This window comes from Burkholderia glumae LMG 2196 = ATCC 33617 (assembly GCF_000960995.1).
Taxonomy (GTDB): Bacteria; Pseudomonadota; Gammaproteobacteria; order Burkholderiales; family Burkholderiaceae; genus Burkholderia; species Burkholderia glumae.
In genome coordinates this window covers 3599333-3625170 of sequence record NZ_CP009435.1, presented here as the reverse complement: position 1 = coordinate 3625170, position 25838 = coordinate 3599333, and the positions used below count along the sequence as shown (strand labels likewise).

Genomic DNA, 25838 nt, shown 5'->3' with positions numbered 1-25838 from the left:
GGTCTCTTCTTTCGAACCGGAACCATCATGGCTGATTCCGCGGGCGTGCTGATGCCCAAACCCACCGACGTCTTCGTCGGCCCGCTGCTGCAGATCGAAACCGCCGACGTATCCGCCGGCATCAAGGCCTGCGATCGGTGGCTGCGCAGCATCAGCCACGACGTCATCACGATCGAGCGGCTCGAGATGGTCGCCAACGCGCTGCCGGTGGTCGCGAACATCATGTCGGCCGTCGATCTGGTGCTCGACATCAAGGACCTGATCGAACATCACCAGCGGGGCCAGGAGCCCGACCTGTTCGACTGGATCAACCTCGGCCTCGACCTGATCGGCATCATCCCGATCCCGCCCGCCACCTCCGAGTTCCGGATGGGCGCGCGGCCGGTGCTCAAGCTGGTGCGCCAGAAGATGCTCGAGAGCGGCAAGGCGGTCGGCGAGGCCACCATCCAGGTGATGCAGACGGCGCTGCTGCAGGCCGTGATCGACAGCCTCAGCGAGCAGTTCGCCGGCAAGATCCAGAGCTTCGTGGACGGCATGAAGAGCCAGCTCGGCAGCATCCTCAAGACCTGCGCCGACTACATCGAGAAGTTCCTGAACGGCTTCGCCGACCTGTTCGCCGAGGTGGCGGGCGAGAAGGCGCTGAGCACCGCGCACAACTACCGCGCCGCCGACCAGCACGCGAGCCAGATCGCCGCCGGCTTCTCGGCGCACGACGCGCGCAAGACCTTCAGCGGCCTGGGCCATCTGATCGTCGACTTCGTGAAGATCGAGGCGAAGGGCATGATCAACAGCGGCACGCGGGTCGCCAAGGCGCTCGATCTGCCGTACCGCCAAGCGCTGATGAAGATGGCGAACCTGCTGCGCGGCATGATCCCGACCGTCAAGCAGCGCATCATCGCGCTCGGCGGCGCCGACGCCGGCACCATCGGCTGGCTCATCAACCTGATCCAGCTCGCCATCGAGAAGAAGCGCGGCATCATCGAGAGCAAGCGCCGCCATGCCACCGGCGTGAAGGAGCGTGGCACCACCAAGGTCCATCACGAGGAAGGCGAGGGCCGGCAGGAAACGCTGCGCCATACCGAGGACGCCGAGCATCCCGGGCCGAGCCAGTGCAAGCTCGGCTGCCCGGTGTCGTCGGCCAAGTCGGCCACCCGCCACTCGGTCGGCTACGCGCTCGGCGACGAGCGGCTCGACCACGCCGATTTCGCGCTGCCGGGCACCGTGCCGGTGGTCTGGAGCCGGACCTACCGCTCGTTCTTCGACGCCAACGACGAGGCCGGCGAGATCGGCGCGCGCTGGATCACGCCGTACACCACGCGCATCGACATCCATGCCGCGCACTTCGTCTACCACGACGCGACCGGCCGCAGCGTGCAGTGTCCGCGGCTCGCGCCGGGCGAGGCGCACGACGATCGCGGCGAGAGCTTCACGCTGCTGCGGCTCGATGAGACCTGGCTCACGCTCACGCGCGCGCACGACACGCTGGAAGCCTACGAGAAGCATGGCGACGCGTTCCGGCTCGCGTTCATCAAGGATCGCGCCGGCAACCAGATCACGCTCGACTACGATCAGCGCGGGCGGCCCGCGCGGCTGATCGCGCCGCAGGCGATCGTGGTGTTCCTGCACGACGACGCGGGCCGCATCGTGGAGGCCGTGCATCACGACCGCGAGGGCGCGCGCCTGGCCACGCTCGCGCGCTACAGCTACGACCGCGACGGCGACCTGGTGGCCGCCTTCGACGAGTACGGCAACCGCCGCGAATACCGCTACCAGCATCACCTGCTCACGCATTACACGGACCGCACCGGGCGCGGCATGCATCTCGAATGGAACGGCACCGGCGCCAGGGCGAAGTGCGTGCGCGAGTACGCCGACGACGGCAGCTTCGACACGCGCTTCGCCTGGCATCCGAACTTCCGGATGGTCAGCGTCACCGATGCGCACGGCGGCGTCACGCGCCATTACTACGACCGCCACGGCTACACGTTCCGCATCATCCATCCGGACGGCGGCGAGGAGTGGATGTATCGCGACGCGAACCACAACCTCGTGCAGCACACCTATGCCGACGGCGGCGTGGAGCGGATGCACTACGACGCGCGCGACAACCTGGTGCGCCACCAGCGCGTGGACGGCAGCGTGCTCGAGATGCACTACGACGAGAAGGACCAGATGGTGCGGCTGGTCGATCCGCAAGGCTATGCCTGGCAGCGCGAGTACGACGACCAGGGCAACGTGTCGGCCGACATCGATCCGCTCGGCCACAAGACCCGCTACGTCTACGACGGCGCCGGGCGCCCCGTCGAGGTGACCGACGCGAAGGGCGGCACCAAGCTGATGGCCTACGACGATGCCGGCCAGCTCGCGTCGTATACCGACTGCTCAGGCAAGACCAGCACCTGGACCTACGACGCCCGGGGGCGGCTCGTCGCGGCCACCGATGCGGCCGGCGGCACCACCGCCTATCGCTACGCCGCCAACGGCACGCTCGAGGAAGCGAGCAGCGCGGCCGGCGTCGAGCGCTTCCAGTACGACGCCGAGGGCCGGCTGCTGGCGAGCACCGACGCGCTGCAGCGCGTCACGCGCTTCACCTACGACGCGGCCGGCCGGATCGGTGCGCGCACCGACGCGGCCGGCCACACGCTCAGCTACGGCTACGACCGGATCGGCCGGCTGGTGCGCCTGACCGACGCGAATCATGCGAGCTTCCAGTTCCGCTACGACGCGCTCGGCCGCCTGCTCGAGACGGTCGGCTTCGACGGCAAGCTCACGCGCTACGAATACGACGCCGACAGCGGCCAGCTCGCCTCGATCGACGACGCCGGGCGCATCACGCAGGTCGAGTACGACCGCGGCGGGCGCCTGGTGCGCCACGTCAGCGGCGAGGTCGAAGAGCGCTTCGCCTACGACGCGCTCGGCCGCCTGATCGACGCGCGCAACGCCCACAGCCGCGTGCAGCACTTCTACGATCCGGTCGGCAACCTGGTGCGCGAGCATCATGCGAGCATGCTGTTCGGCGAGGCGCGCAGCGTGGTCTGGCATCATGCCTACGACGAACTCGGCGCGCGCGTGCGCACCGTGCGCCCCGACGGCCACCGCGTGGACTGGCTCACCTACGGCTCGGGCTACGTCCACGGCATGGCGCTCGACGGCGAAGAGCGCGTGCAGTTCGAGCGCGACGACCTGCATCGCGAGGTGCGCCGCGCGCTGCCGGGCAAGCTGGTCGGCGAGACCACGCGCGATCCGGCGGGGCGGCTCGCCAAGCAGGCCTTGCACCGCGAGGATGCGCCGGCCGCGCTGGCCGCGCGCCACTATTGCTACGACGCGGCCAGCCAACTCACCCAGGTGGATGACAGCCAGGCCGGCTCCACCGGCTACCGCTACGACCCGGTCGGGCGGCTGATCGAGGCGGTCACGCCGAACCTCGGCGAGCGCTTCGCGTTCGATCCGGCCGGCAACTTCGTCGACGCGGCCGCCCCGGGCCTGCCCGCGGCCGGCAGCATCGCCGGCGCCGTCGGCTACGTGCCGCCCGGCACCACGCAGGCGGCGCCGCTGCCGCGCGTGCTCGGCAACCTGCTGCGCGACTACGCCGGCACCCATTTCGAATACGACGCGCAGGGCAACGTGACCGAGAAGCGCTCGCCCGGCCGCGTGCAGCGCTTCGAGTGGGACGGCTTCAACCGGCTGGTCGGCGTGCGGACCGAGACCGCCACGACGCGCACCGAGGCGCGCTACTTCTACGACGCGTTCGGGCGGCGCATCGCGCGCGTGGTGGACGGGCAGGCGAGCGTGTTCGGCTGGGACGGCGACACGCTCGCCTATGAAAGCGGCCCCGAGTACAGCCGGCACTATCTGTACGAGGCCGGCACCTTCGTGCCGCTCGCGCAGTACACCGGCGCGCCCGTGACCGGCATGCCGACGCCCGTGGCGCGCGAGCACGAACGCTACACGCCCGAGGACGACCCGCTGCTGCGGGTGCCCGAGCGCGGCGCCGAGGCGCGGCTCGCGTTCTATCACTGCGACCAGATCGGCACGCCGCGCATGATCACCGACGAGCTCGGCGAGATCGTCTGGGAGGCGCGCTACCAGGCCTGGGGCGAGGCGCGCGACGTGATCGAGCGGGTCTCGAAGGCCACCGGCGAGCGGGTGCGCAATCCGCTGCGCTTCCAGGGCCAGCACTTCGACGACGAAAGCGGGCTGGCCTACAATCGTCACCGCTACTACGCGGCCGACGTCGGGCGCTACGTGTCGAAAGACCCGGCCGAGCTGCTCGGCGGCCTGAACGAGTTCGCCTACGTGCCGAATCCGGTGCAGTGGATCGACCCGCTCGGCCTCGCCGGGACGCCGGCCGGCGGCGCGGGCGGCAAGCCGGCCCGCTGCCCGAAGTGCAATCCGTGCGAGGGGCGCAATCCCACCGCCACCGCGCGCAGCTGGCAGGGCACCGACCCGTACAGCGGCGTCGATTCATACCAGAACGTGGTGGTCAAGCGCGGCACCGTGCTCTATACCCTGTATCCGCACGGCCCCGCACCCGGCAACTACTTCGTGACCAGCAGCGGCGTGCTGGCCTCGTCAACGGCACGCGAGTACAACGATTCGGTGCAGGTCGCGCACAAGGGCAATGCATCCGGGCGGGGCATCCGCGACATGCGCACCCAACTGCATGCTTATGTCGTGACGAAGGACACCTGCATGGCCAAGGGAACGGCGGCGGCCAATCCGCACCTCGGTGCCGGTGGCGCGACGCAGTACTTTCTGGAGAATCAGGACAAGGCCAACCTGATCGATACGGGAAAAATCATCGGTTATTCGAAATGACGCTGGCACTACATATTGATTGGGCGACCGGAGCGGTGGACCTCGAGCGGGTCCGGATCGCGGTCGACGCGTCCGGCGCGCTGGCCCACGACCTTCGGGCCTTGTGTGACGCCCCGGAAAGCGTACCGAACGGCGCTTTGCGCTATCGCGTGACGAAACCCGTTTCGCTGTGCGGTTACGCCGCCCAATGCGTGTTCGACGTCAACAGCGGGCGCATCGAGGGAGTCGCGGTGCTGTTCGATTTGATCCGATTCTTCAAGGCCAGCATCACCGAGTCGAAGATCGTGCAGGCCGTCGCGGCTGCTTCGGGCCTGCAGGTGGTCAATCCGCATCCGGCCAAGGCGAGATTGGAACCGTGCGCTTGGGGCACCGCGCTGTTCAGTTTCGACCCGCGCCAGGGCGACCTGACGCTCGACCTCCAATACGCATGAGCGCTGTCAAGGGCCCGCGCGAGCCCGGGCGCGCTTCGTGCCGATTCAACGTACCAGGGAGACACAGATGAAGAACGTGATTCGCGTCGGCGATCCGACGAGCCACGGCGGCGTGGTGCAGACCGGCGATTCGAGCCTGCTGGTGGACGGCAAGCCCGTCGCGCGCGTCGGCGACCTCTGCGTGTGTCCGATCGCCGGCCACCAGGCCTGCGTGATCGCCGAGGGCAATCCGGAGTTCACCGTGGGCGGCCGCGCGGTGGCGTTCGACGGCCACAAGACGAGCTGCGGCGCGACGCTGCAATCGACGCTGACCACCTTCGGCAGCGAATGAGCCGGCTGCCGGTCCGGCCCAGGCCCGTCTAGCCGCCGCGCGCCGCCGTGCGTCACGTCCACCGATCGGCCGCGGCCGGCGCGGCGTTCGCCATGCGGCTCGCCGCGGCGTTTGCGGCCTGCCTGCTGTGCGCCGCTGCCGCCGACGCCTATCAGCCCGTGCAGCCCGTGCAGCCCGACGAGGCGCAGCTGCGGGAACACGGTCACTACCGCAACCGCGATGGCGACGAGGTCCACGCGCCCGCGCATACCAAGGACGGGCGCGTGCCCGAGGGCGCATCGGCGAGGTGCCGTGACGGCAGCTACAGCTTCAGCCGCCATCGTTCCGGTACCTGTTCGCATCACGGCGGTGTGGCCGAGTGGCAGTGAGCGCGAGGTCCGCGCCGTGCCGGCGGCCGGCGCCGGTTTTACATTTCGCAGGGAAACTGCAATATTTTTGAAATATTCATATAAAGATCGATGACAGGGTGCCGTTAAAAGGTCACCCCGTCATCCAGCCTTTCTCGGGTGGCGGCCGCGCGCACCTGTCCGCGTTCCGCTGTCCGGCCATGCGCGAAATACCCTCGTGCGCTGCCGGGCAAGCCCGATGGCTTTTCAAGTACACATACCCCTATGGATTTTTTCCCCATGCGTCGCGCCGGCATCGGCGTGCGACTCGCCGTTCTTTCCTGTCTGCTGTTCGCGCTCAGCCTTGCCGTGTTCGCCTGGGCGCTCACGCGCTCGGCGGGCCAGCAGGTCACCGGGCAGGTGCTGATGCGCATCGACGAGAAGGACCAGTCGATTGCCGAGACCATCACGCTGCTCGACACGGCGCTGACCGCCGAGGTCGGCCGCGCGATGACGCAGTTCCAGAGCCTGCTGTCGGCCGGCGTTTCGCTCGATGAGACGCGGCAGGTGGACATTCAGGGCACCCCGGCGCCCACCCTGAAGGCCGGCGAGCGCGTGCTCGACATGGATTTCTCCATCCCCGACGAGTTTCTCGCACGCAGCGGCGCGATCGCCACCGTGTTCGCGCGCCGCGGCGACGATTTCGTGCGCGTGACCACCTCGCTGAAGAAGGACGACGGCTCGCGGGCGGTCGGCACGCTGCTCGACCGCAAGGGCCCGGCCTATGGGCCGGTGCTGGCCGGGCGCACCTTCACGGGCCTGGCCGCGCTGTTCGGCAAACGTTACATCACGCAGTACAAGCCGCTCACCGACGCGAGCGGGCGCGTGATCGGCGCATTGTTCGTCGGCGTTGACGTGGGTGCCGAGATCCGCGCGATCGAGGCCGACATCCGGCAGCTGAAGATCGGCGAGCGCGGCTATTTCTTCGCGATGGACGCCTCGAACGGACCAGACCGCGGCAAGTTCACCGTGCATCCGCTGAGCGCCGGCAAGCCGGCCGACGAGACCAGCGCGCCCTACGGCCGGATGCTGGAGATGAAGCAGGGCAGGCTCGAGTATCGCTCCGTCGATGCGGCGCTGGGCGAGCATGCGCCCAGCGACAAGTACGTGTCGTTCAGCTATGTGCCCGAATGGCACTGGCTGGTGGGCGGCGTGGCGCCGCGCGACGAGGTGATGGCCGACGTGACCGCCACGCGCGACCGTTTCCTGCTGGTCGGGATGGCGCTGGTGGTGGCGTTCGGCGTGCTGTTCGTGCTGGCCGTGCGACGGCTCGTGAGCCGCCCGCTCGACGAGGCCGCAATGGCCTCCGAGCGGTTGGCCGCGGGCGACCTGAGCGTGCGCATCGGTGCCGGCAAGCCGGTGCGCGACGACGAGATCGGCCGCCTGATTCGCGCCGTCGACGGCATTGGCGACGGACTCGCGCGGATCGTCGCGCAGGTGCGCGAAGGGGCCGCCGCGATGTCCGAACGCACCGGGCAGATCGCCAGCGACAGCGGCGACATCGCCACGCGCATCGCCAGTCAGGCCGGCAACCTCGAACGCACGGCCGCGAGCATGGAGCAGCTCACCTCGAACGTGCAGCAGAATGCCGACAACGCGGTGCAGGCCAACCAGCTCGCGGCCGGCGCCTCGGAGGCCGCGCTCGAGGGCGGCCGTGCGGTGCAGCGCGTGGTCTCGACGATGGACGAGATCGGCCGCGCCGCGCGCCGCATCGCCGATATCACCAGCGTGATCGAGAGCATCGCGTTCCAGACCAACATCCTGGCGTTGAACGCGGCCGTGGAAGCGGCGCGGGCCGGCGAGCAGGGGCGCGGCTTCGCGGTGGTGGCAGGCGAAGTGCGCTCGCTCGCGCAGCGCAGCGCCGCCTCCGTCAAGGAAATCGAGGCGCTGGTGGCCGAATCGACGGGCACCGTCGAGAGCGGGGCGCGGATCGCCGGCGAGGCGAGCGCCACGATGCAGGGCATCGTCGAACGCGTGGGCCAGGTGCGCGACATCATGGGCGAGATCAGCCAGGCGTCGCGCGAGCAGTCGCAGGCCATCGAGCAGGTCAATCAGGCGGTCACGCAGATCGGCGAGGTGACGCAGCAGAACGCCCAGGTGGTGGACGATGCGCGGCGGCAGGCGGTGACGCTGCGTGACGAGGCGGGCAGACTGGCCGATGCCGTGCGGGTGTTTCGGCTGCGCTGAGGCGAAGCGGGCCGGCGGCCGGCCGTGCCGGCCCGCAGAGAAGCGGCCCGCGTCGGGATGGACGAAAGGGCGGTGCGCGCGGCGTCAAAGGGAGGCTTCGAGCGCCGCCACGCCACAAGAATGCGGGTAGGTGTAGGCTTTCCCGTTGTGACCAGAAACGCTAGGCACGCTTGGAACGCAGTCGCAACACCGGGCAAGCGAGGGCGGGTTATTCCCGCGCTCGTCTACGCCGCGGATCAATGCCGTTGCGTTCAAGCAGCTTGCGCAAGCGCGAGTTCTCAGCGAACAAGACGAGATATGAAACCACGAGCATCAGCGTCGAAAACCATTCCCCAGTCAAACGGATAACGAGCCAGCACGCGAACGCACACAGCGCCAGTGAGCAGCAGCAACAGGCGATCACCTATCCAGTTCATCGCTTGCCTCGGGTAACGAGCTTTGCGCGCATGCCGTAGCCGTTGCAGCGGACACGCTGGCGATCGATGTTTGAAGCGTCGAAAACAAGGTAGCAGGCACCGGCAACCGTAAAGCGGCCATATTGCCCTCAAACGCTTTCGAAAAGCTCACACACGTTGCCATCACTGCGCCCTCGTGTTGCTTCGATCGCGATAGGCTATCAGAGCCGCTGTACCCACTCAACGTTAGCCGGCGTCTCGGCAATGCCGCTGCATCGCCTGGCCGTGCAACGACTGGACGGTGTCGGTGGCCACCTCAGTGGATCGTCACCAGCGCCTCGCCTTCCGACACGCGGCCGTGCTGCTCGGCCGCGTGCGCGATACACCGCGGACTGCAAAAGCCGAGAGGGCCTGCGATGATCTGGCCCAGGCATCGCTGCTGAGCGGCGAGGGCGTTAATTCGTGCCGTGCGGGCCGGCACCAATTCGACTTTACTCAATTGTTGGAATGAGAAAGACGAAGTCGTTCCCCGCGACCGAGCAAAGTGGTGTGTTCCGCTCGTAGCGTTCGAAACGCTGTCAGTAGACGAACAGGGGCGGCCCGTTCCACCGAATCGTGCGAGCTTCATCAGCCGCAAAGATTATGGCCCTAACCATACATTCATCGGTTCAGCGTCAACACCGCCAGTCAGAGTGCCGCCGTCTGAGTCTCGCGCGCCCAGAGCCGAGCCGCCAACCTATCGCCCCGAGCCGCAAAAGGACGGATTTCCGGCCTACCATTGCTTGCCGGTCGAGAGGATCCGGTGGTGGGAAAAAGTTAAAGGCTGGATCGGTCGAGCTTGACGATGCGAACGGCGACTCTAGTCGCCGTTTTGCTTGTGGGTCAATTTGATGGTCACCAAATGAAAAAGCCGCTGATTTCTGACGAAATCAACGGCTTAAGCTTGGCGTTTGGCGGAGAGAGGGGGATTCGAACCCCCGATAGGCGATTAACCTATACACGCTTTCCAGGCGTGCGACTTAAACCACTCATCCATCTCTCCAGCAAGAGCGAGAGTATAGCAAACTCCGCACGCCCCCCGCCAGCCCCCTCGGCCGCCCGGCATGCCGCCGGCCGAGGCTGCGCTTCCGGCACGGCGTCCATCTGCCTTCATATTCCCGTCGCGGTCTTCGCGGTCTGGCCGCCGTCCGCGCGGCAACCCGGGCGGGCGGCAATATCGGCCGCGCCGTCCTCGGCGGGAGGCCCCCAGGCCGATGTCCGGGAACTCGGCCTAGTCGACCCAACGAACGCAGGCGTGCCGGCGGCGTGTCCCGGTGCGTGGCCATCAAGATATACGGCGCAATCCGGATTCGAGTCAATCGATCACGTTATTGGCTATATCGATGCTTTAATATCTCGGCCTAGCCATCTTCGACCACGCCCTTGCGGTTGCCCTCACGATCGAAACCGAAGCCACCATGGACCTGCTGAGCTGCCTGCTTGCCTTGATGCCCGTAACGGGCGAACTGGACGCGCGCTGCCAGTTCGGCGCGCCCTGGCGCATCCAAGGCGCGGCCGCGGCGGAGCGCGAGATTCACTATCACGTGCTGTTGCGCGGCCAGGCCTGGTTCGAGGACGGCGCCGGCCCGCCGCTCGCGATGCACGCCGGCGACATCGTGATGCTGCCGTCGGGAGCGCTGCACACGCTGCACGACGGCAGCGGCAGGAAGCCGGCGGGGGCGACGATGCAGGTCATCGACGGCCTCGACGTGGTGACGAACAAAGGGCGTGGCGCGCCGGCCGACCTGTTGTGCGGCCGTTTCCTGCTGCCCGCGCTGCCGCAGCAGTTGCTGCGCGGCCATCTGCCCGGCCGTCTGCTGGTCAGGACTTCGGCGTCCGCGAGCGGGGCCGCGGGAGGCGAGACGCCGGGCACCAACCGGCTGACGCGGCTCGTCGAACTGATGCGCGAGGAGTCGGTCGAGCTCGGCGCGGGCAGCATGGCGCTCGTCAACCATCTGTCGGGCGCGTTGTTCGCGCTGACGATGCGTTTCGCGAGCGAGGCGGGCGAGCCGCCGCGCGGCCTGCTCGCGCTGGCGGCGCGCCCGCGCCTGCAGCCGGCGCTGGCGGCGATGTTCGAGGCGCCCGAGCGGCCGTGGACGCTGCCCGAACTGGCCGAACGTTGCCACATGTCGCGCGCGACTTTCGCGCGGCACTTCGACGAGGCGCTCGGCCGCTCGGCCAGCGATCTGCTGACGACGATCCGCATGACGATGGCGGGCAAGCTGCTGGGCGAGAGCGGTCTGTCGGTCGCCGAGATCGGCGAGCGCGTCGGCTACCAGTCCGATGCCGCATTCCAGCGCGTGTTCAAGCGGCAAGTCGGCGTGACGCCGGCGCAATGGCGCGCGCGTGGCCGCGACCGCGCGCGCCGCGCGATGCAGCACGACGCGGCCTGAGGTGTACCGGCATGCGCATTGCGACGGCATGCCCCTCGCGACGCACTGCGGCGGCCCAGGGCCAGGGCTCGCCAAGCGGCCGCGACGGCCGCCGCGAGCGGGTCCTACGCGGCAGCCGGCGGCGCGGCATGCGCTTGGCCCGCGCCGCGGTCCGGCGCCGGCATGCGCGCCGCGTCCTGCCGGACCACGGGATCGAGCGGCAGCTCGACGGCGGCGGGCCAGTAGCGGGGCATCAGCGGCCTGCCGGCGTGCGGATTGCCGCATACGATCGGCGCGGTGGGCGGCAGGGTTTCGTGCCCGCGCGTCTCGTCGAGCGGGCGGCTGCCCGGCGGCCCGGCCGGGACGCTGTCACGCAGACTTTCCACGGACGCGGTACGCTTACGTTCTTGCGCGAACGGCAAGCGCCGCGCCGGAGCCGGCCATGGGCCGGCCCGCCGCCGCCCTCAGGCCGGTCGCGTCCGGGACGACACGGCACCGGTCCGGCCCGCCATGTCGTCGACGGCGCCTGCCGCCGAACCGGAAGCCGCGGGCCGCGCGCGCTGCCCACCCCCGGGTGCCGGGGCGGCGCCGGCCTGCGGTCCTGGCCGCTCATTTTCCCGATCAGGTGGATATCCAGATGACGAATACGAACTACACCGACACGCAGCTCCTCATCAACGGCGAATGGTGCGATGCCGCCAGCGGCAAGACCCTCGACGTCGTCAATCCGGCGACGGGGCAAGTGATCGGCAAGGTCGCTCACGCGGGCATCGCCGATCTCGACCGTGCACTGGACGCGGCGCAGCGCGGCTTCGAGACCTGGCGCAAGGTCAGCGCCTACGAGCGCTCGGCGTTGATGCGCAAGGCCGCGGCGCTGGTGCGCGAACGCGCGAATTCGATCGCGCAACTGATGACGCTGGAGCAGGGCAAGCCGCTCGCCGAGGCGAGGATCGAAGTGCTGTCGGCCGCCGACATCATCGAATGGTTCGCCGATGAAGGCCGTCGCGTCTATGGCCGGATCGTGCCGCCGCGCAACCTGGCGGTGCAGCAGACGGTGGTCAAGGAGCCGGTCGGGCCGGTGGCGGCGTTCACGCCGTGGAATTTCCCGGTCAACCAGGTGGTGCGCAAGCTCAGCGCGGCGCTCGCCACCGGCTGCTCGTTCCTCGTCAAGGCGCCGGAAGAAACCCCGGCCTCGCCCGCGCAACTGCTGCGCGCGTTCGTGGACGCGGGCGTGCCGGCCGGCGTGGTGGGCCTCGTGTACGGCGATCCGGCCGAGATCTCGAACTATCTGATCCCGCATCCGGTGATCCGCAAGATCACGTTCACGGGCTCGACGCCGGTGGGCAAGCAACTCGCGGCGCTGGCAGGCCAGCACATGAAGCGCGCGACGATGGAGCTGGGCGGCCACGCCCCGGTGATCGTCGCCGAGGATGCCGACCTCGAGCTCGCGGTCAAGGCCGCGGGCGGCGCGAAGTTCCGCAACGCGGGCCAGGTCTGCATCTCGCCGACGCGGTTTCTGGTCCACAACAGCGTGCGCGAGGCGTTCGTGAAGGCGCTGGTCAAGCATGCCGAAGGGCTGAAGGTGGGCGACGGCCTCGAGGCCGGCACCAGCCTCGGGCCGCTCGCGAACCCGCGCCGCCTGACGGCGATGGAGAAGGTGGTGGCCGACGCGCGCAAGGCGGGCGCGACGGTGGCCACGGGCGGCGAGCGGATCGGCTCGGCCGGCAACTTCTTCGCGCCGACCGTGCTGGCCGACGTGCCGCTCGACGCCGACGTGTTCAACAACGAGCCGTTCGGCCCGGTGGCGGCGGTGCGCGGCTTCGATTCGCTCGACGACGCGATCACCGAGGCCAACCGCCTGCCTTACGGCCTGGCCGGCTACGCCTTCACGCGTTCGTTCAAGAACGTCCATCTGCTGACGCAGCGCGTGGAAGTGGGGATGCTGTGGATCAACCAGCCGGCCACGCCGTGGCCGGAAATGCCGTTCGGCGGCGTGAAGGATTCGGGCTACGGCTCGGAAGGCGGCCCGGAAGCGCTCGAGCCGTACCTGGTCACGAAGTCGGTGACGGTCGCGGCGGTCTGATGCCCGCCGCGCGGCGCTCGGCCTGAGCCGCCGCCTGCGACGCGCGCCCGCGAGGCGCGCGTCGCCATTCCCGCCATTCCCGCCATCCGCCCAGCGGCGCCGCCAGTCCGGCTTCGCGCGCCGGGCGCATGCCGCCCCCGCGCGTCCTTGCTCCGATACGTCCCGCCTAGCCCGGCGCTCGCGCCGCGTAGTGCGCGATCACGCGCTCGCGGATCGACGGCTTGATGTTCGAGCGGCGCATGTCGCCGCCGTAGTGGGCGGCCACGCGCGGGTTCATCACGCGGAACCACAGCGGCGGCAGGTAGGCCAGCAGGATCATCGTCGCATAGCCGGACGGCAGTTGCGGGGCGTGAGCGAAGTGGCGCAGGGCCTGGTAGGGGCGCGTCGGGTGCGCGTGGTGATCGGCGTGGCGCTGGAGCTGGTAGAGGAACAGATTGGTCACGACGTGGTTGCTGTTCCACGAATGCTCGGGCGAGCAGCGCTCGTAGCGTCCGTTCGGCAGCCGTCGGCGCCCGAGCCCGTAGTGCTCGACGTAGTTGACCACTTCCAGCAGCGAGGCGCCGTAGGCGGCCTGGATCAGCAGGAACGGGATCACGCGCGGCCCGCAGCAGGCGAGCGCGACACCCCACAGCGCGGCGCTGATCGCCCAGGCGTGCAGCACCTCGTTGCGTGGCGACCAGACCGAGCGCCCGTCCTGCCGGAGCCGCCGCGCTTCCAGCCGCCAGGCCGAGGCGATGCCGCCGGCGACCGTGCGCGGCAGGAACGCCCAGAACGATTCGCCGAAGCGTGCGCTGGCCGGGTCGGGCGGCGTCGCCACGCGCACGTGGTGGCCGCGGTTGTGCTCGACGAAGAAGTGGCCGTAGGCCACCGGCGCGAGCGTGAGCTTGGCGAGCCAGCGTTCGCCGCGATGCGTCTTGTGGCCGAGTTCGTGCGCGGTGTTGATCGACACGCCGGTGGCCGCGCCCAGCGACATCGCGAAGCCCAGATAGTCGTACCAGGTGAGCGGCACGTGGTTCAGCACCCATAGCGCGACGCCGAACGACAGGTAGACGACGCCGGTGGCCAGATACACGACGTAGCGATAGTAGCGGTCGCTCTCGAGCGCGGCCACGCAGGCCTCGGGCGGGTTGCCGGCGTCGTCGCCGATCAGCCAGTCGAGCACGGGGATCACGCCGAACGCGAACAGCGGGCCGAACCACCAGAACAGATGCCAGCCCGTCGCGAGCGCAAGCAGCGCCGAGACGATCGGCAGCGTGATCGTCAGCGCGCCGAGCAGCCACCAGTAACGCTTGCCGTCGCGCCAGTCGGCTTCGGCCGGATGCGGATTTGCCATGGTCTCCTCCTGTTCCCGCCGGGCGAGCCGGCCTGCGGCACAGCGCGCGGCGGCTTCGTAGCGGGGTTGGGTTGATGTATACGGCGTGGCGGCGGGCTGCGCCAGTGCGCCGGCTAGATGGCGCACTCCAAACGCGCGGCGGGCGCCGCCGGGCGTTGGCGCGGCCCGCCGCCGGACGATTGAAACGCGCCTCGCGCGGCGGCGCGGATCTTGCTGCGTCGTGAGCGGAACCGGGCCGGCGCGTGGCGCGGTGGCCTGACGCGCGGGGCGGGCGTGGCGGCGTGGCGTGGCGGCGGCCCGCGGCGCGAAGCGCGCGACGGCGCGCGCCGTGCCGGACCGGGCACGGCGCCCCGCTGCACCGCGAGCCGTGCGGCGCCGGCCAGGCGGTCGCGCATGGTTTAATGGCGCGCGTTCAGCCCGATGCCGGCGCCCGGCGCGGGTGCGCCGCGCGGCGGTCCGGGGCCGCCGCGCGTCGTCGTCGTGTCTCGCGCCGGCCTGCATCCTTGCGTCAACCCGTTTCCACCGGAGCCTTGCCCTTGTCCGCCGATTCCCAAGCCCAGCCCGCGCTCGTCTGGTTCCGTGACGATCTGCGCGTGACCGACAACCCGGCGCTCGCGCGCGCGGCCGAGTCGGGCCGCCCGCTCGTCTGCGTCTATGTGTTCGAGCGCGACGGCACGCGTCCGCTCGGCGGCGCGGTGCGCTGGTGGCTCGACGGCGCGCTGCGTTCGCTCGATGCGAAGCTCGCCGCGCAGGGCGGCGGCCTCGTCGTGCTCGAAGGCGACGAGCGTGAGACGATCGCCGCGCTCGCCGGCGAGCTGGGCGCCGGCGCGGTCTATTGGAACCGCCGCTACGACGGGCTCGCACGCGAAACCGACGCCGCGCTGAAGCGTTCGCTGAAGGAGGCCGGTATCGAGGTGGAGAGCTTCAACGGCGCGCTGCTGCACGAGCCGTGGGAGATCCGCACCGGCAGCGGCGGCGCGTTCCAGGTGTTTACGGCCTACTGGCGTGCGGCGCGCGCGGCGGGCGAGCTGCCTGCGCCGCTCGCGGAGCCGGCGAAATGGCGCTTTCACCGGCTGCCCGAGGCGCTCGCGCGGCGCGCCACGCGCATCGACGCGCTCGGCCTGCTGCCGGTGCGCCCCGACTGGGCGGGCGGCCTGCGCGAGGCGTGGGAGCCGTCCGAGGAGGGCGGGCTCGCGCGGCTCGAAGCATTCCTCGACAAGCAGATCCGCGGCTACGGCGACGCGCGCGACCGGCCCGACCGCCCGGCCACCAGCCGGCTCTCGCCGTACCTGCGCTTCGGCCAGCTGTCGGCGCGGCAGGTCTGGCACGCGGCACAGGCCGCCGGGCGCGAGGGCGGCGCGGCGGTGGCGGCCGACATCGAGAAGTTTCTCAGCGAACTGGGCTGGCGCGAGTTCAACACGAGCCTGCTCTATCATTTTCCCGAGCTGCCGATGCGCAACTATCGCGACCGCTTCGACGCGATGCCGTGGCGCAGCGACGAGGCCGCGTTCGCTGCGTGGTGCCGCGGCCGCACCGGCTACCCGCTCGTCGATGCGGGCATGCGCGAGCTGTGGGCCACGGGCTGGATGCACAACCGCGTGCGGATGGTGACGGCCTCGTTCCTGATCAAGCACCTGCTGATCGACTGGCGCGCGGGCGAGCGCTGGTTCTGGGACACGCTGGTGGACGCCGACATTGCCAACAACTCGGCGAACTGGCAATGGGTGGCCGGCAGCGGCGCCGACGCGGCGCCGTATTTCCGGATCTTCAATCCGGTCATGCAGGGCCGCAAGTTCGATCCGGACGGCGCCTACGTGCGCCGCTGGGTGCCCGAGCTGGCGGGCCTGCCGGCCGACGCGATCCACGAGCCGTGGCGCGCCAAGCCGGTGGTGCTGGAGGCGGCCGGCGTCGTGCTCGGCCGCACCTATCCGGCGCCCATCGTCGACCACGACGCCGCGCGCAAGCGCGCGCTGGGCGCGCTCGAAGCGACCAAGCGCTAGGCGAGCCCGCCGCGGCGCGGCCGCATCGACGGGGGCGATGCAATGTGCCGGATGGCCGGTTCGGCACGGCGGGCATGGCGCCGCTGCCGTGGGATGCGATCCGGTAAGATCGGCACTCCCCGTCCGCAATCCGGCCGCGTGCCGCCCCCGTTCATGGCTTCCGTCTTCGAGACCGCATCGTCCGTTCCGTTTGCTGCCGCGCTCGCGCCGCACCGTCTGGTGCCGCTCGCGGTGCCCGAGGCTGCCGCGCGCGCCGGGGTGCAACTGCTGCGCGTCGATTTCGCGTTCGGCACGCCGCTCGACGCACCGGCCCACGCCGCGCTCGACGCGGCCGAGCGCGCGCGGGCCGCGCGCTTTCTGCGCGCCGAGGACGCGATCCGTCATGCGGCCACGCGCGCGGCGCTGCGCCATCTGCTCGGCTTCGTGCTGCAGCGTCCCGCCGCGTCGCTGCGCTTCGCGGCGGGCGAGGCCGGACGGCCGGAGCTGGCATCGGACGGCGCGGCGCCGGCGGTCGGGGCCGCGCGGCCCGATTTCAACGTCTCGCATTCGGGCGACCATGCGCTGATCGCCTGGAGCGCGACGACGCGCGTCGGCGTCGATATCGAGGCGTCCCGCACCAGCCTCGACTGGGCGTCGCTGGGGCCGTCGGTGTTCGCGCCGGCCGACGAGGCCGCCGTCCACGGCCACGCGCCGCAGGCGCGGCGCGACGCGTTCTTTCGCGTCTGGACTGCCAAGGAGGCGCTGCTGAAGGTGCTGGGCGTCGGTATCACGGGCGGCCTGACCGCGTTCTCGGTGCTCGACCCGCACGCGCCCGGCACGCTCGCACCCGTGGTGGTCGATCCGCTCGCGCCGGCAAGCGGCGTGGCGGCCTACACGGCGGCCTGGGTCGACGCCGCGCCCGGTTATGCCGCCTGCCTCGCCTGGCGGCCCGTCGGCGGCTGAGCCGCGGGGGGCCGCCGCGCACCGGCCGGCTTGCCGCGCCGCGGCCGCGGTGATCGACCGCCGGGCGGCATCCGTTCGAACTCCCGCCTGCGGCGCGCGCCGCTTCGCCTCGCCGTGCGAGGCGTCACGGCGTGCGCGCCACTGGCGGGGCCGCGCGTGGTTTTCCGCGCGTCCGGCGGCGCCCGCGAGCGCGCTTTCCGCGCCGTTTTGCGCCGGCCTCGCCCGGGGTCGGGCGGCTAGGGAAATCCCTGACGAGGGAATATTGAAAACGAATTGTCTATACAAGTTGGTGCATCTACACTGATGCGCATCTCACTTGTATAGACAGGACGCCTTTCATGATCACGTTGACCCCCGGCCATCTGACGCTCGCCCAGCTTCGCTCGATCGCCCGCGAGAACGTGCGCATCGAGCTCGATCCCGCCAGCTTCGCGGCGATCGATCGCGGCGCGCAGGCGGTGGCCGACATCGCGGCGAAGGGCGAGCCCGCCTACGGCATCAATACCGGCTTCGGCCGCCTCGCCAGCACCCACATCCCGCACGACCAGCTCGAACTGCTGCAGAAGAACCTGGTGCTGTCGCACGCGGTGGGCGTGGGCGAGCCGATGAAGCCGGCGGTGGTGCGCCTGCTGATTGCGCTGAAGCTGTCGAGCCTCGGGCGCGGCCATTCGGGCATCCGCCGCGAGGTGATGAACGCGCTCGTCACGCTTTTCAACGCCGACGTGCTGCCGCTGATCCCGGTGAAGGGCTCGGTCGGCGCCTCGGGCGACCTGGCGCCGCTCGCCCACATGTCGGCCACGCTGCTCGGCATCGGCGAGGTGTTGGTGCGCGGCGAACGCGCGAGCGCGGCCGACGGGCTGCGCTCGGTCGGCCTCGCGCCGCTCACGCTGCAGGCCAAGGAAGGCCTCGCGCTGCTGAACGGCACCCAGGCCTCCACGGCGCTCGCGCTCGACAACCTGTTTGCGATCGAGGATCTCTACCGCAGCGCGCTGGTGGCGGGCGCGCTGTCGGTGGACGCCGCGGCCGGCTCGGTCAAGCCGTTCGACGCGCGCATCCACGCACTGCGCGGCCATCGCGGCCAGATCGACGCGGCCGCGGCCTATCGCGCGCTGCTCGACGGCTCGCAGATCAACCTCTCGCATCAGGATTGCGAGAAGGTGCAGGACCCGTACAGCCTGCGCTGCCAGCCGCAGGTGATGGGCGCCTGCCTGGACCAGATGCGCCACGCGGCCGAGGTGCTGCTGGTCGAGGCGAACGCCGTGTCCGACAACCCGCTGATCTTCCCCGACACGGGCGAGGTGCTATCGGGCGGCAACTTCCACGCCGAGCCGGTGGCGTTCGCGGCCGACAACCTCGCGCTGGCCGCTGCCGAAATCGGCGCGCTCGCCGAGCGCCGCATCGCGCTCTTGATCGACACCACGCTGTCGGGCCTGCCGCCGTTCCTCGTCAAGGATGGCGGCGTCAATTCGGGCTTCATGATCGCCCACGTCACGGCCGCCGCACTGGCCTCCGAGAACAAGACGCTCGCGCATCCGGCCTCGGTCGATTCGCTGCCGACCTCGGCCAACCAGGAGGACCACGTCTCGATGGCGACCTTCGCGGCGCGCAAGCTCGGCGACATCGCCGAGAACGTCGCCGCCATCATCGCGATCGAGCTGCTGGCCGCCGCGCAGGGCGTGGACCTGCGCCAGCCGCACGAGACCAGCCCGGCGCTCGCCAAGGCGATGCGGGTGATCCGCGAGCAGGTGCCGCACTACGACCTCGACCGCTACTTCGCGCCCGATATCGCGTCGATCACGCAGCTGGTGCGCGCCGGCGCGTTCGCCGCGCTGAGCCCGCTGTCGTTCGCCTCGGAGCAGTAAGGCGATGAAGCCGCCCGCCTATCAGGAGATCAAGGATTTCATCCTGGGCCGGATCCATGCGGGCGAGTGGGGCGAGGGCGATCAGGTGCCGTCCGAGAACGAGCTTGCGCGCGACTTCAAGGTGGCCCGCATGACGGTCAACCGCGCGCTGCGCGAACTGACCGCCGAGCAGGTGCTCACGCGCGTGCAGGGCGCCGGCACGTTCGTGGCGCGCCCGAAGTACGAATCGACGCTGGTCGCGATCCGCAGCATCTCGGACGAGATCATCGCGCGCGGCCATCGTCATGACGCGAAGGTGCTCGACCTCGCGGCCATCGAGGCCGACGAGGCGCTCGCGGGCGAGATGCAGCTGGCCGCCGGCGAGCGCGTGTTCCGCTCGACCATGCTGCACTACGAGAACGACGAGCCGGTGCAGCTCGAGCAGCGCTGGGTCAATCCGGCCGTGGCGGCCGGCTACGTCGAGCAGGACTTCACGGCCGTCACGCCGAACCAGTACCTGATGCGGGTCGCGCCGCTGCAGCGCGTGGAGTATCGGATCGAGGCGGCCCTGCCCGACCGCGCGATGCGCGAGCGGCTCGCGATGGGCGAGGCTGAGCCGTGTCTCGTGCTGCACCGGCGCACCTGGTCGCAGGGCGTCGTCGCCTCGATCGCGAACCTGTGGCACCCGAGCGGCCGCTATCGTTTCACCGGCCATTTCTGAACCGGCACACCCCGGCCGGCGAGCCTCGCGGCACGCCGGCCGGGGTGGCCGTCACGTATCCCTATATTTCCCTGGAGCGCCGTCGACCATGAACCATCCGAACCACATCGATCCGCGTCTGGACCCGACGCGCGTGATCCGCGCGCCGCGCGGTGCCGAGAAGACCTGCAAGACCTGGCTGGCCGAGGCCGCCTACCGGATGCTGCAGAACAACCTCGACGCCGAGGTGGCCGAGCATCCGCACGCGCTGGTGGTGTACGGCGGCATCGGCCGCGCCGCGCGCGACTGGGCATGCTTCGACCAGATCCTCGCCTCGCTGAAGGCGCTCGAGGAGAACGAAACGCTGCTGATCCAGTCGGGCAAGCCGGTCGGCGTGTTCCGCACCCATCCCGACGCGCCGCGCGTACTGCTGGCGAACTCGAACCTGGTGCCGCACTGGGCCAACTGGGACCACTTCAACGAACTCGACCGCCAGGGCCTGATGATGTATGGCCAGATGACGGCGGGCAGCTGGATCTACATCGGCAGCCAGGGGATCGTGCAGGGCACCTACGAAACCTTCTTCTCGGTGGCCAACCAGCATTTCCACGGCGATCCGTCGGGCCGCTGGATCCTGACCGGGGGACTGGGCGGGATGGGCGGCGCGCAGCCGCTCGCGGCCACCATGGCGGGCTTCTCGATGATCGCGGTGGAGTGCGACGAGTCGCGGATCGATTTCCGCCTGAAGACGCGCTATGTGGACAAGAAGGCGCGCAGCCTGGACGAGGCGCTCGCGCTGCTCGACGAGGCGAAGCGCGGCGGCCGGCCGGTGTCGATCGGCCTCGTCGGCAACGCGGCCGACGTGTTTGCCGAGGTCGTGGCGCGCGGCATCACGCCGGACTGCGTGACGGACCAGACGAGCGCGCACGATCCGGTGAACGGCTACCTGCCGCAGGGCTGGAGCGTGGCGCAGTGGCAGGAGGCGCGCAAGGTCGATCCGCAGGGCATCGTTGTGCCGGCCAAGCAGTCGATGGCCCGCCAGGTGCAGGCGATGCTGACGCTGCAGCAGCGCGGCGCGGCCACGCTCGACTACGGCAACAACATCCGCCAGATGGCGCTGGAAATGGGCGTGGCCAACGCGTTCGACTTTCCGGGCTTCGTGCCGGCCTATATCCGGCCGCTGTTCTGCGAGGGCAAGGGGCCGTTCCGCTGGGTGGCGCTGTCGGGGGACCCGGAGGACATCTACAAGACCGACGCGAAGGTCAAGGAGCTGATTCCCGACGATGCGCACCTGCACAACTGGCTCGACATGGCGCGCGAGCGGATCGCGTTCCAGGGGCTGCCGGCGCGGATCTGCTGGGTGGGGGTGAAGGATCGCTATCGCCTGGGGCAGGCGTTCAACGAGATGGTGAGGCGCGGCGAGCTGAAGGCGCCGATCGTGATCGGCCGGGACCACCTGGACACGGGGTCGGTGGCGAGCCCGAACCGGGAGACGGAAGCGATGAAGGACGGCTCGGACGCGGTTAGCGACTGGCCGCTGTTGAACGCGCTGCTGAACACGGCGGGCGGGGCGACCTGGGTGTCGCTGCACCACGGCGGCGGGGTGGGGATGGGCTTTTCGCAGCACGCGGGCGTGGTGATCGTGGCGGACGGCAGCGAGGCGGCGCACGAGCGGCTGGGCCGCGTGCTGTTCAACGATCCGGCCACGGGGGTGATGCGCCATGCCGATGCCGGCTATGAACTCGCGCAGCGCACCGCGCGCGAGGCCGGTCTCAAGCTGCCGATGCTGGGGCGTTGAGCGCCATGTCGATGGGCCTGGCAGCGCGCCTGTCGCTGATCCGCGCGGATCGACTCGTCGCCGCGCCCTGGAAGAACGGCGGCGGCGTGACGCGCGAGATCGCCGCCGAGCCGCCCGGCGCCTCGCTCGATGCGTTCGCGTGGCGCGTGAGCGTGGCCGACGTGGCGCAGCCCGGGCCGTTCTCGCGCTTTCCCGGCGTCGATCGCACGCTGGTGCTGCTGTCGGGCGCCGGCATGACGCTGGTGGACGGGAACGGCGCACGGCAGGTGCTGGCCGCGCCGCTCGAGCACCTCGCGTTCGCCGGCGAGACGCCGCTCTCGGCCGAGCTGGCCGACGGCCCGACGCGCGACTTCAACCTGATGACGCGCCGCGCCGTGATTAGCGGCCGCGTGTCGGTACTCGGCGAGGGCGGCGCGATCGCCTCGGACGCGCCCACGCTGCTGCTGTTCTGCGCGTGCGGGGCGCCGAGCGTCGCGCTCGACGGCGCCGGGGCCGTCACGCTCGGCGCGCTCGACACGCTGCGCGTCGACGCGCATGCCGGGGCCGGCGTGGGCGGCCGCATCACCGGCACGGTGCGCGGCGAGGGCGCGCTGCTCTGTATCGAACTGACACCGAGGGCGGCCGCGGCGGCCGCATGAACCGATGACTCCTACCGTCTGGCATCACCTCAATCTGTGCGCCGCGGGCGACCCGCGCGAGACGCTCGCCGACGCGGCGCTCGCCGTGGACGCCAGCGGCACGATCGCCTGGCTCGGCGCGCGGGCCGAGCTGCCGGCCGCCTACGCGGGCTGGTCGCGCGAAAGCCTCGGCGGCGCCTGGGTCACGCCCGGCCTGGTGGATTGCCACACGCACCTCGTCTACGGCGGCCAGCGCGCCGACGAATTCGCGCTGCGGCTGGCGGGCGCCAGCTACGAAGACGTGGCGCGCGCGGGCGGCGGAATCGTCTCGACGGTGCGCGCCACGCGCGCAGCCGACGAGGCCGCGCTGTTCGCGCAGGCGGCCTCGCGGCTGCGGCCGCTGCTGGCCGAGGGCGTGACCGCGATCGAGATCAAGTCCGGCTACGGGCTCGACCTCGAGGCCGAGCGCAAGATGCTGCGCGTCGCGCGCCGGCTCGGCGAGGCGTTCCCGGTCGAGGTCTGCACCACCTTCCTCGGTGCGCATGCGCTGCCGCCCGAATACGCGGGCCGCGCCGACGACTACATCACGCTGGTCTGCGACACCATGCTGCCGGCGCTCGCGGCCGAGGGGCTCGTCGATGCCGTGGACGTGTTCTGCGAGCGGATCGGCTTCTCGCTGGACCAGAGCCGGCGCGTGTTCGACGCGGCGCTGGCCCACGGGCTGCCGGTGAAGATGCATGCCGAGCAGTTGTCGAACGCGGGCGGCAGCGCGCTGGCCGCGAGCTACCGCGCGCTGTCGGCCGACCACCTCGAATATCTCGACGAGGCCGGCGTGATCGCGATGAAGGCGGCCGGCACGGTGGCCGTGCTGCTGCCCGGCGCCTACTACTTCATCCGCGAGACGCAGCTGCCGCCGCTCGAACTGCTGCGCCGGCACGACGTGCCGATCGCGATCGCCACCGACCACAACCCCGGCACCTCGCCGCTCAACTCGCTGCTGCTGACCATGAACCTGGGCTGCACGCTGTTTCGCATGACGGTTCCCGAAGTGCTGCTCGGCGTGACGCGACACGCGGCGGCCGCGCTCGGCCGCGCCGACCGCCACGGCCTGCTCGCCGCCGGCCGCGCCGCCGATTTCGCGGTATGGCCGGTGGCCTCGCTCGCCGAACTCGCCTACTGGTTCGGCCGGCCGCTTTGCGCGCGCGTGGTCAAGCGCGGGGCGACGGTGTTCCGCCGCGAGGCCGCCTGACGGGCGCGGCGAGCATGCCCGCAGCCACCCATTTCGAACGGAACCCGACACGATGAAACAGGCCATGCTGTTTGCCGATCATGCACTCCTGCCGGACGGCTGGCAGCGCGACGTGCTGCTGAGCTGGGACGCGCAGGGCGTGCTGCGCGAGGTGCGTGCCGGCGCCGCCTGCCCGCCCGGCGCCGCGCGTGCTCGCGGCCCGCTCGCGCCAGGCATGCCGAACCTGCATTCGCATGCGTTCCAGCGCGCGATGGCGGGGCTGACCGAGTACCGCGCCACCGCGTCCGACAGCTTCTGGAGCTGGCGCGACCTGATGTATCGCTTCGCGCTGAGGATCACGCCCGAGTCGCTGGCCGCGATTGCGCGCTGGCTCTACGTCGAGATGCTGAAGTGCGGCTACACCTCGGTCTGCGAATTCCATTACGTGCATCACGCGCAGGACGGCACGCGCTATGCGCGTCACGAGGAGCTGGCGCGGCGCGTGGTGGATGCGGCCGGCGAGGCCGGGATCGGCATCACGATGCTGCCGGTGGCCTATCAGTACAGCGGCTTCGGCGAGCAGCCGCCGCGCGACGATCAGCGCCGCTTCATCCACTCGACCGACGGCCTGCTCGCGCTGCTCGAGGCGCTGCGCTCGGCGGCGCCCGAGCACGCGGGCCTGCGCTACGGAGTCGCGCCGCACTCGCTGCGTGCCGTGTCCGAGCCCGGCCTGCACGCGCTGCTCGCAGGCCTGCCCGCCGACGCGCCGGTTCATATCCACGTTGCCGAGCAGACCGCCGAGGTGGACGACTGCCTGCGCAGCACGGGCCGGCGGCCGGTGCAGCTGCTGCTCGAGCGCTTCGCGGTGGACGCGCGCTGGTGCCTCGTGCACGCCACCCACGTCGACGCGGCCGAAACCGCCGCGCTGGCGGCGAGCGGTGCCGTGGCGGGGCTGTGCTTGACCACCGAGGCGAATCTCGGCGACGGCCTGTTCCCGGCCGCCGATTACCTCGCGCGCGGCGGCGCGCTCGGCGTCGGTTCGGACAGCCACGCCAGCGTGGACTGGCGCGCCGAGCTGCGCCTGCTCGAATACGGCCAGCGGCTTGCGCGCCGCGAACGCAACGTGCTGGCGGGCGCGCACGAGCCGCGCGTGGCCGACCGGCTGTTCGCAGCCGCGCTCGCCGGCGGCGCGCGCGCGAGTGGCCGTGCGGTCGGCGCGCTGCGCGCCGGCTGCCGCGCCGACTGGATCGTGTTCGATCCGGACCATCCCTCGCTCGTCGAGCGCGGCAGCGAGCACTGGCTGTCCGGCGCGGTGTTCGCCGAGCACGGCGAGACGCCGGTGCTCGACGTCTACACGGGCGGCGAGCGCGTGGTGGAGGCGCGCCGCCATCGCGACGAGGCGGCCGCCTACGCGGGCTACCGCCGCGCGCTCGCGCAACTGCTGCGCTGAGCGGCGCGGCTCGCCAATCGTCACCCTCCACCTCTCGATTCCTCGACAGGACCTCGAACGATGAACTCAGCGGACCAACCGGCCGTCTTTACCCTGCATCGCGGCAGCATGCCGCTCGTCGTGTCGATCCCGCACGCGGGCACCCATCTGCCCGACGACATCGCGCGCGGCATGACGCCCGTCGCGCGCCACGTCGACGACTGCGACTGGCATCTCGAACGGCTCTACGGCTTCGTGCGCGCGCTCGGCGGCTCGATGCTGGTGCCCTCGCACGCGCGTTACGTGGTGGACCTGAACCGGCCGCCCGACGACGCGAACCTCTACCCGGGGCAGGACACCACCGGGCTCGTGCCGGTCGACACCTTCGACAAGGCGCCGCTCTATCCGCACGGCGGCGCGCCCGACGCGGCCGAGATCGCGCGGCGCCGCGACCGTTACTGGCGCCCGTACCACGACGCGCTGCGCGGCGAAATCGCGCGGCTGGCGGCCGAGCACGGCCGCGTGCTGTTGTGGGAGGCGCATTCGATCCGCTCCCGGGTGCCGCGCTTCTTCGACGGGCGCCTGCCGGACTTCAACTTCGGCACCGCCAACGGCGCGAGCGCGGCGCCCGGCCTCGGCGAGGCGCTGGCCGAGGTGGTGCGCAAGCACGGCGCTTATACGGCGGTGGCGAACGGCCGCTTCAAGGGCGGCTACATCACGCGCGAATACGGCGCGCCGCAGGCGAACGTCGATGCGGTCCAGCTCGAACTCGCGCAGATCACCTACATGGAAGAAACGCGCCCCTATGCCTACGACGAGCGCAAGGCCGAGCGGGTCGGCCCGCTGCTCGAAACGCTCGTGACGACGGCGCTCGCCTATCGTTGAGCGGCGGCTGAGCGCGTGGGCGC

At 70.6% G+C, this 25838-nt stretch carries 20 protein-coding genes and 1 tRNA gene; 17 read left to right on the top strand and 4 right to left on the bottom strand.

Features of this window, described 5'->3' with window-relative positions:
- Positions 1 to 27: 27 nt before the first annotated feature.
- The 5 genes from KS03_RS31920 (at position 28) to KS03_RS28700 (ending at position 8153) form a co-directional block, all read left to right on the top strand.
- Positions 28 to 4818 (top strand): RHS repeat-associated core domain-containing protein, encoded by a 4791-nt coding sequence (locus tag KS03_RS31920; RefSeq protein ID WP_015876477.1) that lies wholly within the window; start codon positions 28 to 30, stop codon positions 4816 to 4818.
- Complete coding sequence (locus tag KS03_RS28715) at positions 4815 to 5249, top strand: hypothetical protein (protein ID WP_026051730.1); 435 nt, start codon at positions 4815 to 4817, stop codon at positions 5247 to 5249. Before KS03_RS31920 ends, KS03_RS28715 begins: the two co-directional genes overlap by 4 nt.
- A gap of 67 nt (positions 5250 to 5316) precedes the next feature.
- Positions 5317 to 5580 carry a PAAR domain-containing protein gene (locus tag KS03_RS28710; RefSeq protein WP_015876475.1) on the top strand — a complete coding sequence of 88 codons (264 nt, stop codon included), beginning with the start codon at positions 5317 to 5319 and terminating at the stop codon, positions 5578 to 5580.
- Positions 5581 to 5672: 92 nt separating this feature from the next.
- Positions 5673 to 5948: a DUF3761 domain-containing protein gene (locus KS03_RS28705; RefSeq protein ID WP_015876474.1), complete on the top strand. Its 276-nt coding sequence runs from the start codon at positions 5673 to 5675 to the stop codon at positions 5946 to 5948.
- A gap of 243 nt (positions 5949 to 6191) precedes the next feature.
- Positions 6192 to 8153, top strand: coding sequence for a methyl-accepting chemotaxis protein (locus KS03_RS28700; protein WP_015876473.1), 1962 nt, complete (start codon positions 6192 to 6194; stop codon positions 8151 to 8153).
- A 278-nt stretch (positions 8154 to 8431) separates the two neighbouring features.
- Here KS03_RS28700 and KS03_RS30670 read toward each other — a convergent pair whose 3' ends face one another.
- Entirely contained in the window at positions 8432 to 8569 is a 138-nt protein-coding gene (locus tag KS03_RS30670) for a hypothetical protein (RefSeq protein WP_230674508.1), read from the bottom strand.
- A 280-nt stretch (positions 8570 to 8849) separates the two neighbouring features.
- On the opposite strand from KS03_RS30670, the gene KS03_RS31915 reads away from it, so the two are divergent.
- Entirely contained in the window at positions 8850 to 9059 is a 210-nt protein-coding gene (locus KS03_RS31915; RefSeq protein ID WP_127913930.1) for a hypothetical protein, read from the top strand.
- Positions 9060 to 9499: 440 nt separating this feature from the next.
- On the opposite strand, the gene KS03_RS28695 is transcribed toward KS03_RS31915, so the two are convergent.
- Positions 9500 to 9590 (bottom strand) — tRNA-Ser (locus KS03_RS28695).
- Between the two features lie 415 nt (positions 9591 to 10005).
- Between KS03_RS28695 and KS03_RS28690 the strand changes: the two genes are divergently transcribed.
- Positions 10006 to 10980 carry a cupin domain-containing protein gene (locus KS03_RS28690; protein ID WP_015876472.1) on the top strand — a complete coding sequence of 325 codons (975 nt, stop codon included), beginning with the start codon at positions 10006 to 10008 and terminating at the stop codon, positions 10978 to 10980.
- Positions 10981 to 11084: 104 nt separating this feature from the next.
- On the opposite strand, the gene KS03_RS28685 is transcribed toward KS03_RS28690, so the two are convergent.
- Entirely contained in the window at positions 11085 to 11345 is a 261-nt protein-coding gene (locus KS03_RS28685; RefSeq protein ID WP_017433576.1) for a hypothetical protein, read from the bottom strand.
- A gap of 251 nt (positions 11346 to 11596) precedes the next feature.
- On the opposite strand from KS03_RS28685, the gene KS03_RS28680 reads away from it, so the two are divergent.
- Entirely contained in the window at positions 11597 to 13042 is a 1446-nt protein-coding gene (locus KS03_RS28680; protein WP_015876471.1) for an NAD-dependent succinate-semialdehyde dehydrogenase, read from the top strand.
- A gap of 166 nt (positions 13043 to 13208) precedes the next feature.
- Here the strand turns inward: KS03_RS28680 and KS03_RS28675 are convergent, their stop codons facing one another.
- A complete protein-coding gene (locus KS03_RS28675) occupies positions 13209 to 14375 on the bottom strand; it encodes an alkane 1-monooxygenase (RefSeq protein WP_015876470.1) in 1167 nt (388 codons plus the stop codon).
- A gap of 536 nt (positions 14376 to 14911) precedes the next feature.
- Between KS03_RS28675 and KS03_RS28670 the strand changes: the two genes are divergently transcribed.
- The 9 genes from KS03_RS28670 to hutG all read left to right on the top strand — a co-directional run bounded on the left by KS03_RS28670 (position 14912) and on the right by hutG (position 25815).
- A complete protein-coding gene (locus KS03_RS28670; protein WP_035982133.1) occupies positions 14912 to 16375 on the top strand; it encodes a cryptochrome/photolyase family protein in 1464 nt (487 codons plus the stop codon).
- Between the two features lie 153 nt (positions 16376 to 16528).
- Positions 16529 to 17317: a 4'-phosphopantetheinyl transferase family protein gene (locus tag KS03_RS28665; protein WP_015876468.1), complete on the top strand. Its 789-nt coding sequence runs from the start codon at positions 16529 to 16531 to the stop codon at positions 17315 to 17317.
- A gap of 338 nt (positions 17318 to 17655) precedes the next feature.
- A complete protein-coding gene (hutH, locus tag KS03_RS28660; RefSeq protein ID WP_015876467.1) occupies positions 17656 to 19179 on the top strand; it encodes a histidine ammonia-lyase in 1524 nt (507 codons plus the stop codon).
- Between the two features lie 4 nt (positions 19180 to 19183).
- Positions 19184 to 19879, top strand: coding sequence for a histidine utilization repressor (gene hutC / locus KS03_RS28655; RefSeq protein ID WP_015876466.1), 696 nt, complete (start codon positions 19184 to 19186; stop codon positions 19877 to 19879).
- A gap of 88 nt (positions 19880 to 19967) precedes the next feature.
- The gene (gene hutU / locus KS03_RS28650) at positions 19968 to 21656 is read left to right on the top strand and encodes a urocanate hydratase (RefSeq protein WP_015876465.1); all 1689 of its coding nucleotides are present in this window, start codon (positions 19968 to 19970) and stop codon (positions 21654 to 21656) included.
- Between the two features lie 5 nt (positions 21657 to 21661).
- Complete coding sequence (locus tag KS03_RS28645; RefSeq protein ID WP_015876464.1) at positions 21662 to 22294, top strand: HutD/Ves family protein; 633 nt, start codon at positions 21662 to 21664, stop codon at positions 22292 to 22294.
- Between the two features lie 4 nt (positions 22295 to 22298).
- Entirely contained in the window at positions 22299 to 23522 is a 1224-nt protein-coding gene (gene hutI / locus KS03_RS28640) for an imidazolonepropionase (protein ID WP_015876463.1), read from the top strand.
- Between the two features lie 52 nt (positions 23523 to 23574).
- Positions 23575 to 24951, top strand: coding sequence for a formimidoylglutamate deiminase (locus KS03_RS28635; protein WP_015876462.1), 1377 nt, complete (start codon positions 23575 to 23577; stop codon positions 24949 to 24951).
- A gap of 60 nt (positions 24952 to 25011) precedes the next feature.
- Positions 25012 to 25815 carry an N-formylglutamate deformylase gene (gene hutG, locus KS03_RS28630; protein ID WP_015876461.1) on the top strand — a complete coding sequence of 268 codons (804 nt, stop codon included), beginning with the start codon at positions 25012 to 25014 and terminating at the stop codon, positions 25813 to 25815.
- Positions 25816 to 25838 lie beyond the last annotated feature (23 nt).

Coding starts and splice junctions, on each gene's coding strand:
- KS03_RS28680 (WP_015876471.1), top strand. CDS start 11,597: ATGACGAATACGAACTACACCGACACGCAGCTCCTCATCAACGGCGAA.
- KS03_RS28710 (WP_015876475.1), top strand. CDS start 5,317: ATGAAGAACGTGATTCGCGTCGGCGATCCGACGAGCCACGGCGGCGTG.
- KS03_RS28635 (WP_015876462.1), top strand. CDS start 23,575: ATGAAACAGGCCATGCTGTTTGCCGATCATGCACTCCTGCCGGACGGC.
- hutH (WP_015876467.1), top strand. CDS start 17,656: ATGATCACGTTGACCCCCGGCCATCTGACGCTCGCCCAGCTTCGCTCG.
- KS03_RS28645 (WP_015876464.1), top strand. CDS start 21,662: ATGTCGATGGGCCTGGCAGCGCGCCTGTCGCTGATCCGCGCGGATCGA.
- KS03_RS28715 (WP_026051730.1), top strand. CDS start 4,815: ATGACGCTGGCACTACATATTGATTGGGCGACCGGAGCGGTGGACCTC.
- KS03_RS28705 (WP_015876474.1), top strand. CDS start 5,673: ATGCGGCTCGCCGCGGCGTTTGCGGCCTGCCTGCTGTGCGCCGCTGCC.
- hutC (WP_015876466.1), top strand. CDS start 19,184: ATGAAGCCGCCCGCCTATCAGGAGATCAAGGATTTCATCCTGGGCCGG.
- hutI (WP_015876463.1), top strand. CDS start 22,299: ATGACTCCTACCGTCTGGCATCACCTCAATCTGTGCGCCGCGGGCGAC.
- KS03_RS28690 (WP_015876472.1), top strand. CDS start 10,006: ATGGACCTGCTGAGCTGCCTGCTTGCCTTGATGCCCGTAACGGGCGAA.
- hutG (WP_015876461.1), top strand. CDS start 25,012: ATGAACTCAGCGGACCAACCGGCCGTCTTTACCCTGCATCGCGGCAGC.
- KS03_RS28700 (WP_015876473.1), top strand. CDS start 6,192: ATGGATTTTTTCCCCATGCGTCGCGCCGGCATCGGCGTGCGACTCGCC.
- KS03_RS28675 (WP_015876470.1), bottom strand. CDS start 14,375: ATGGCAAATCCGCATCCGGCCGAAGCCGACTGGCGCGACGGCAAGCGT.
- KS03_RS28665 (WP_015876468.1), top strand. CDS start 16,529: ATGGCTTCCGTCTTCGAGACCGCATCGTCCGTTCCGTTTGCTGCCGCG.
- hutU (WP_015876465.1), top strand. CDS start 19,968: ATGAACCATCCGAACCACATCGATCCGCGTCTGGACCCGACGCGCGTG.
- KS03_RS31920 (WP_015876477.1), top strand. CDS start 28: ATGGCTGATTCCGCGGGCGTGCTGATGCCCAAACCCACCGACGTCTTC.
- KS03_RS30670 (WP_230674508.1), bottom strand. CDS start 8,569: ATGAACTGGATAGGTGATCGCCTGTTGCTGCTGCTCACTGGCGCTGTG.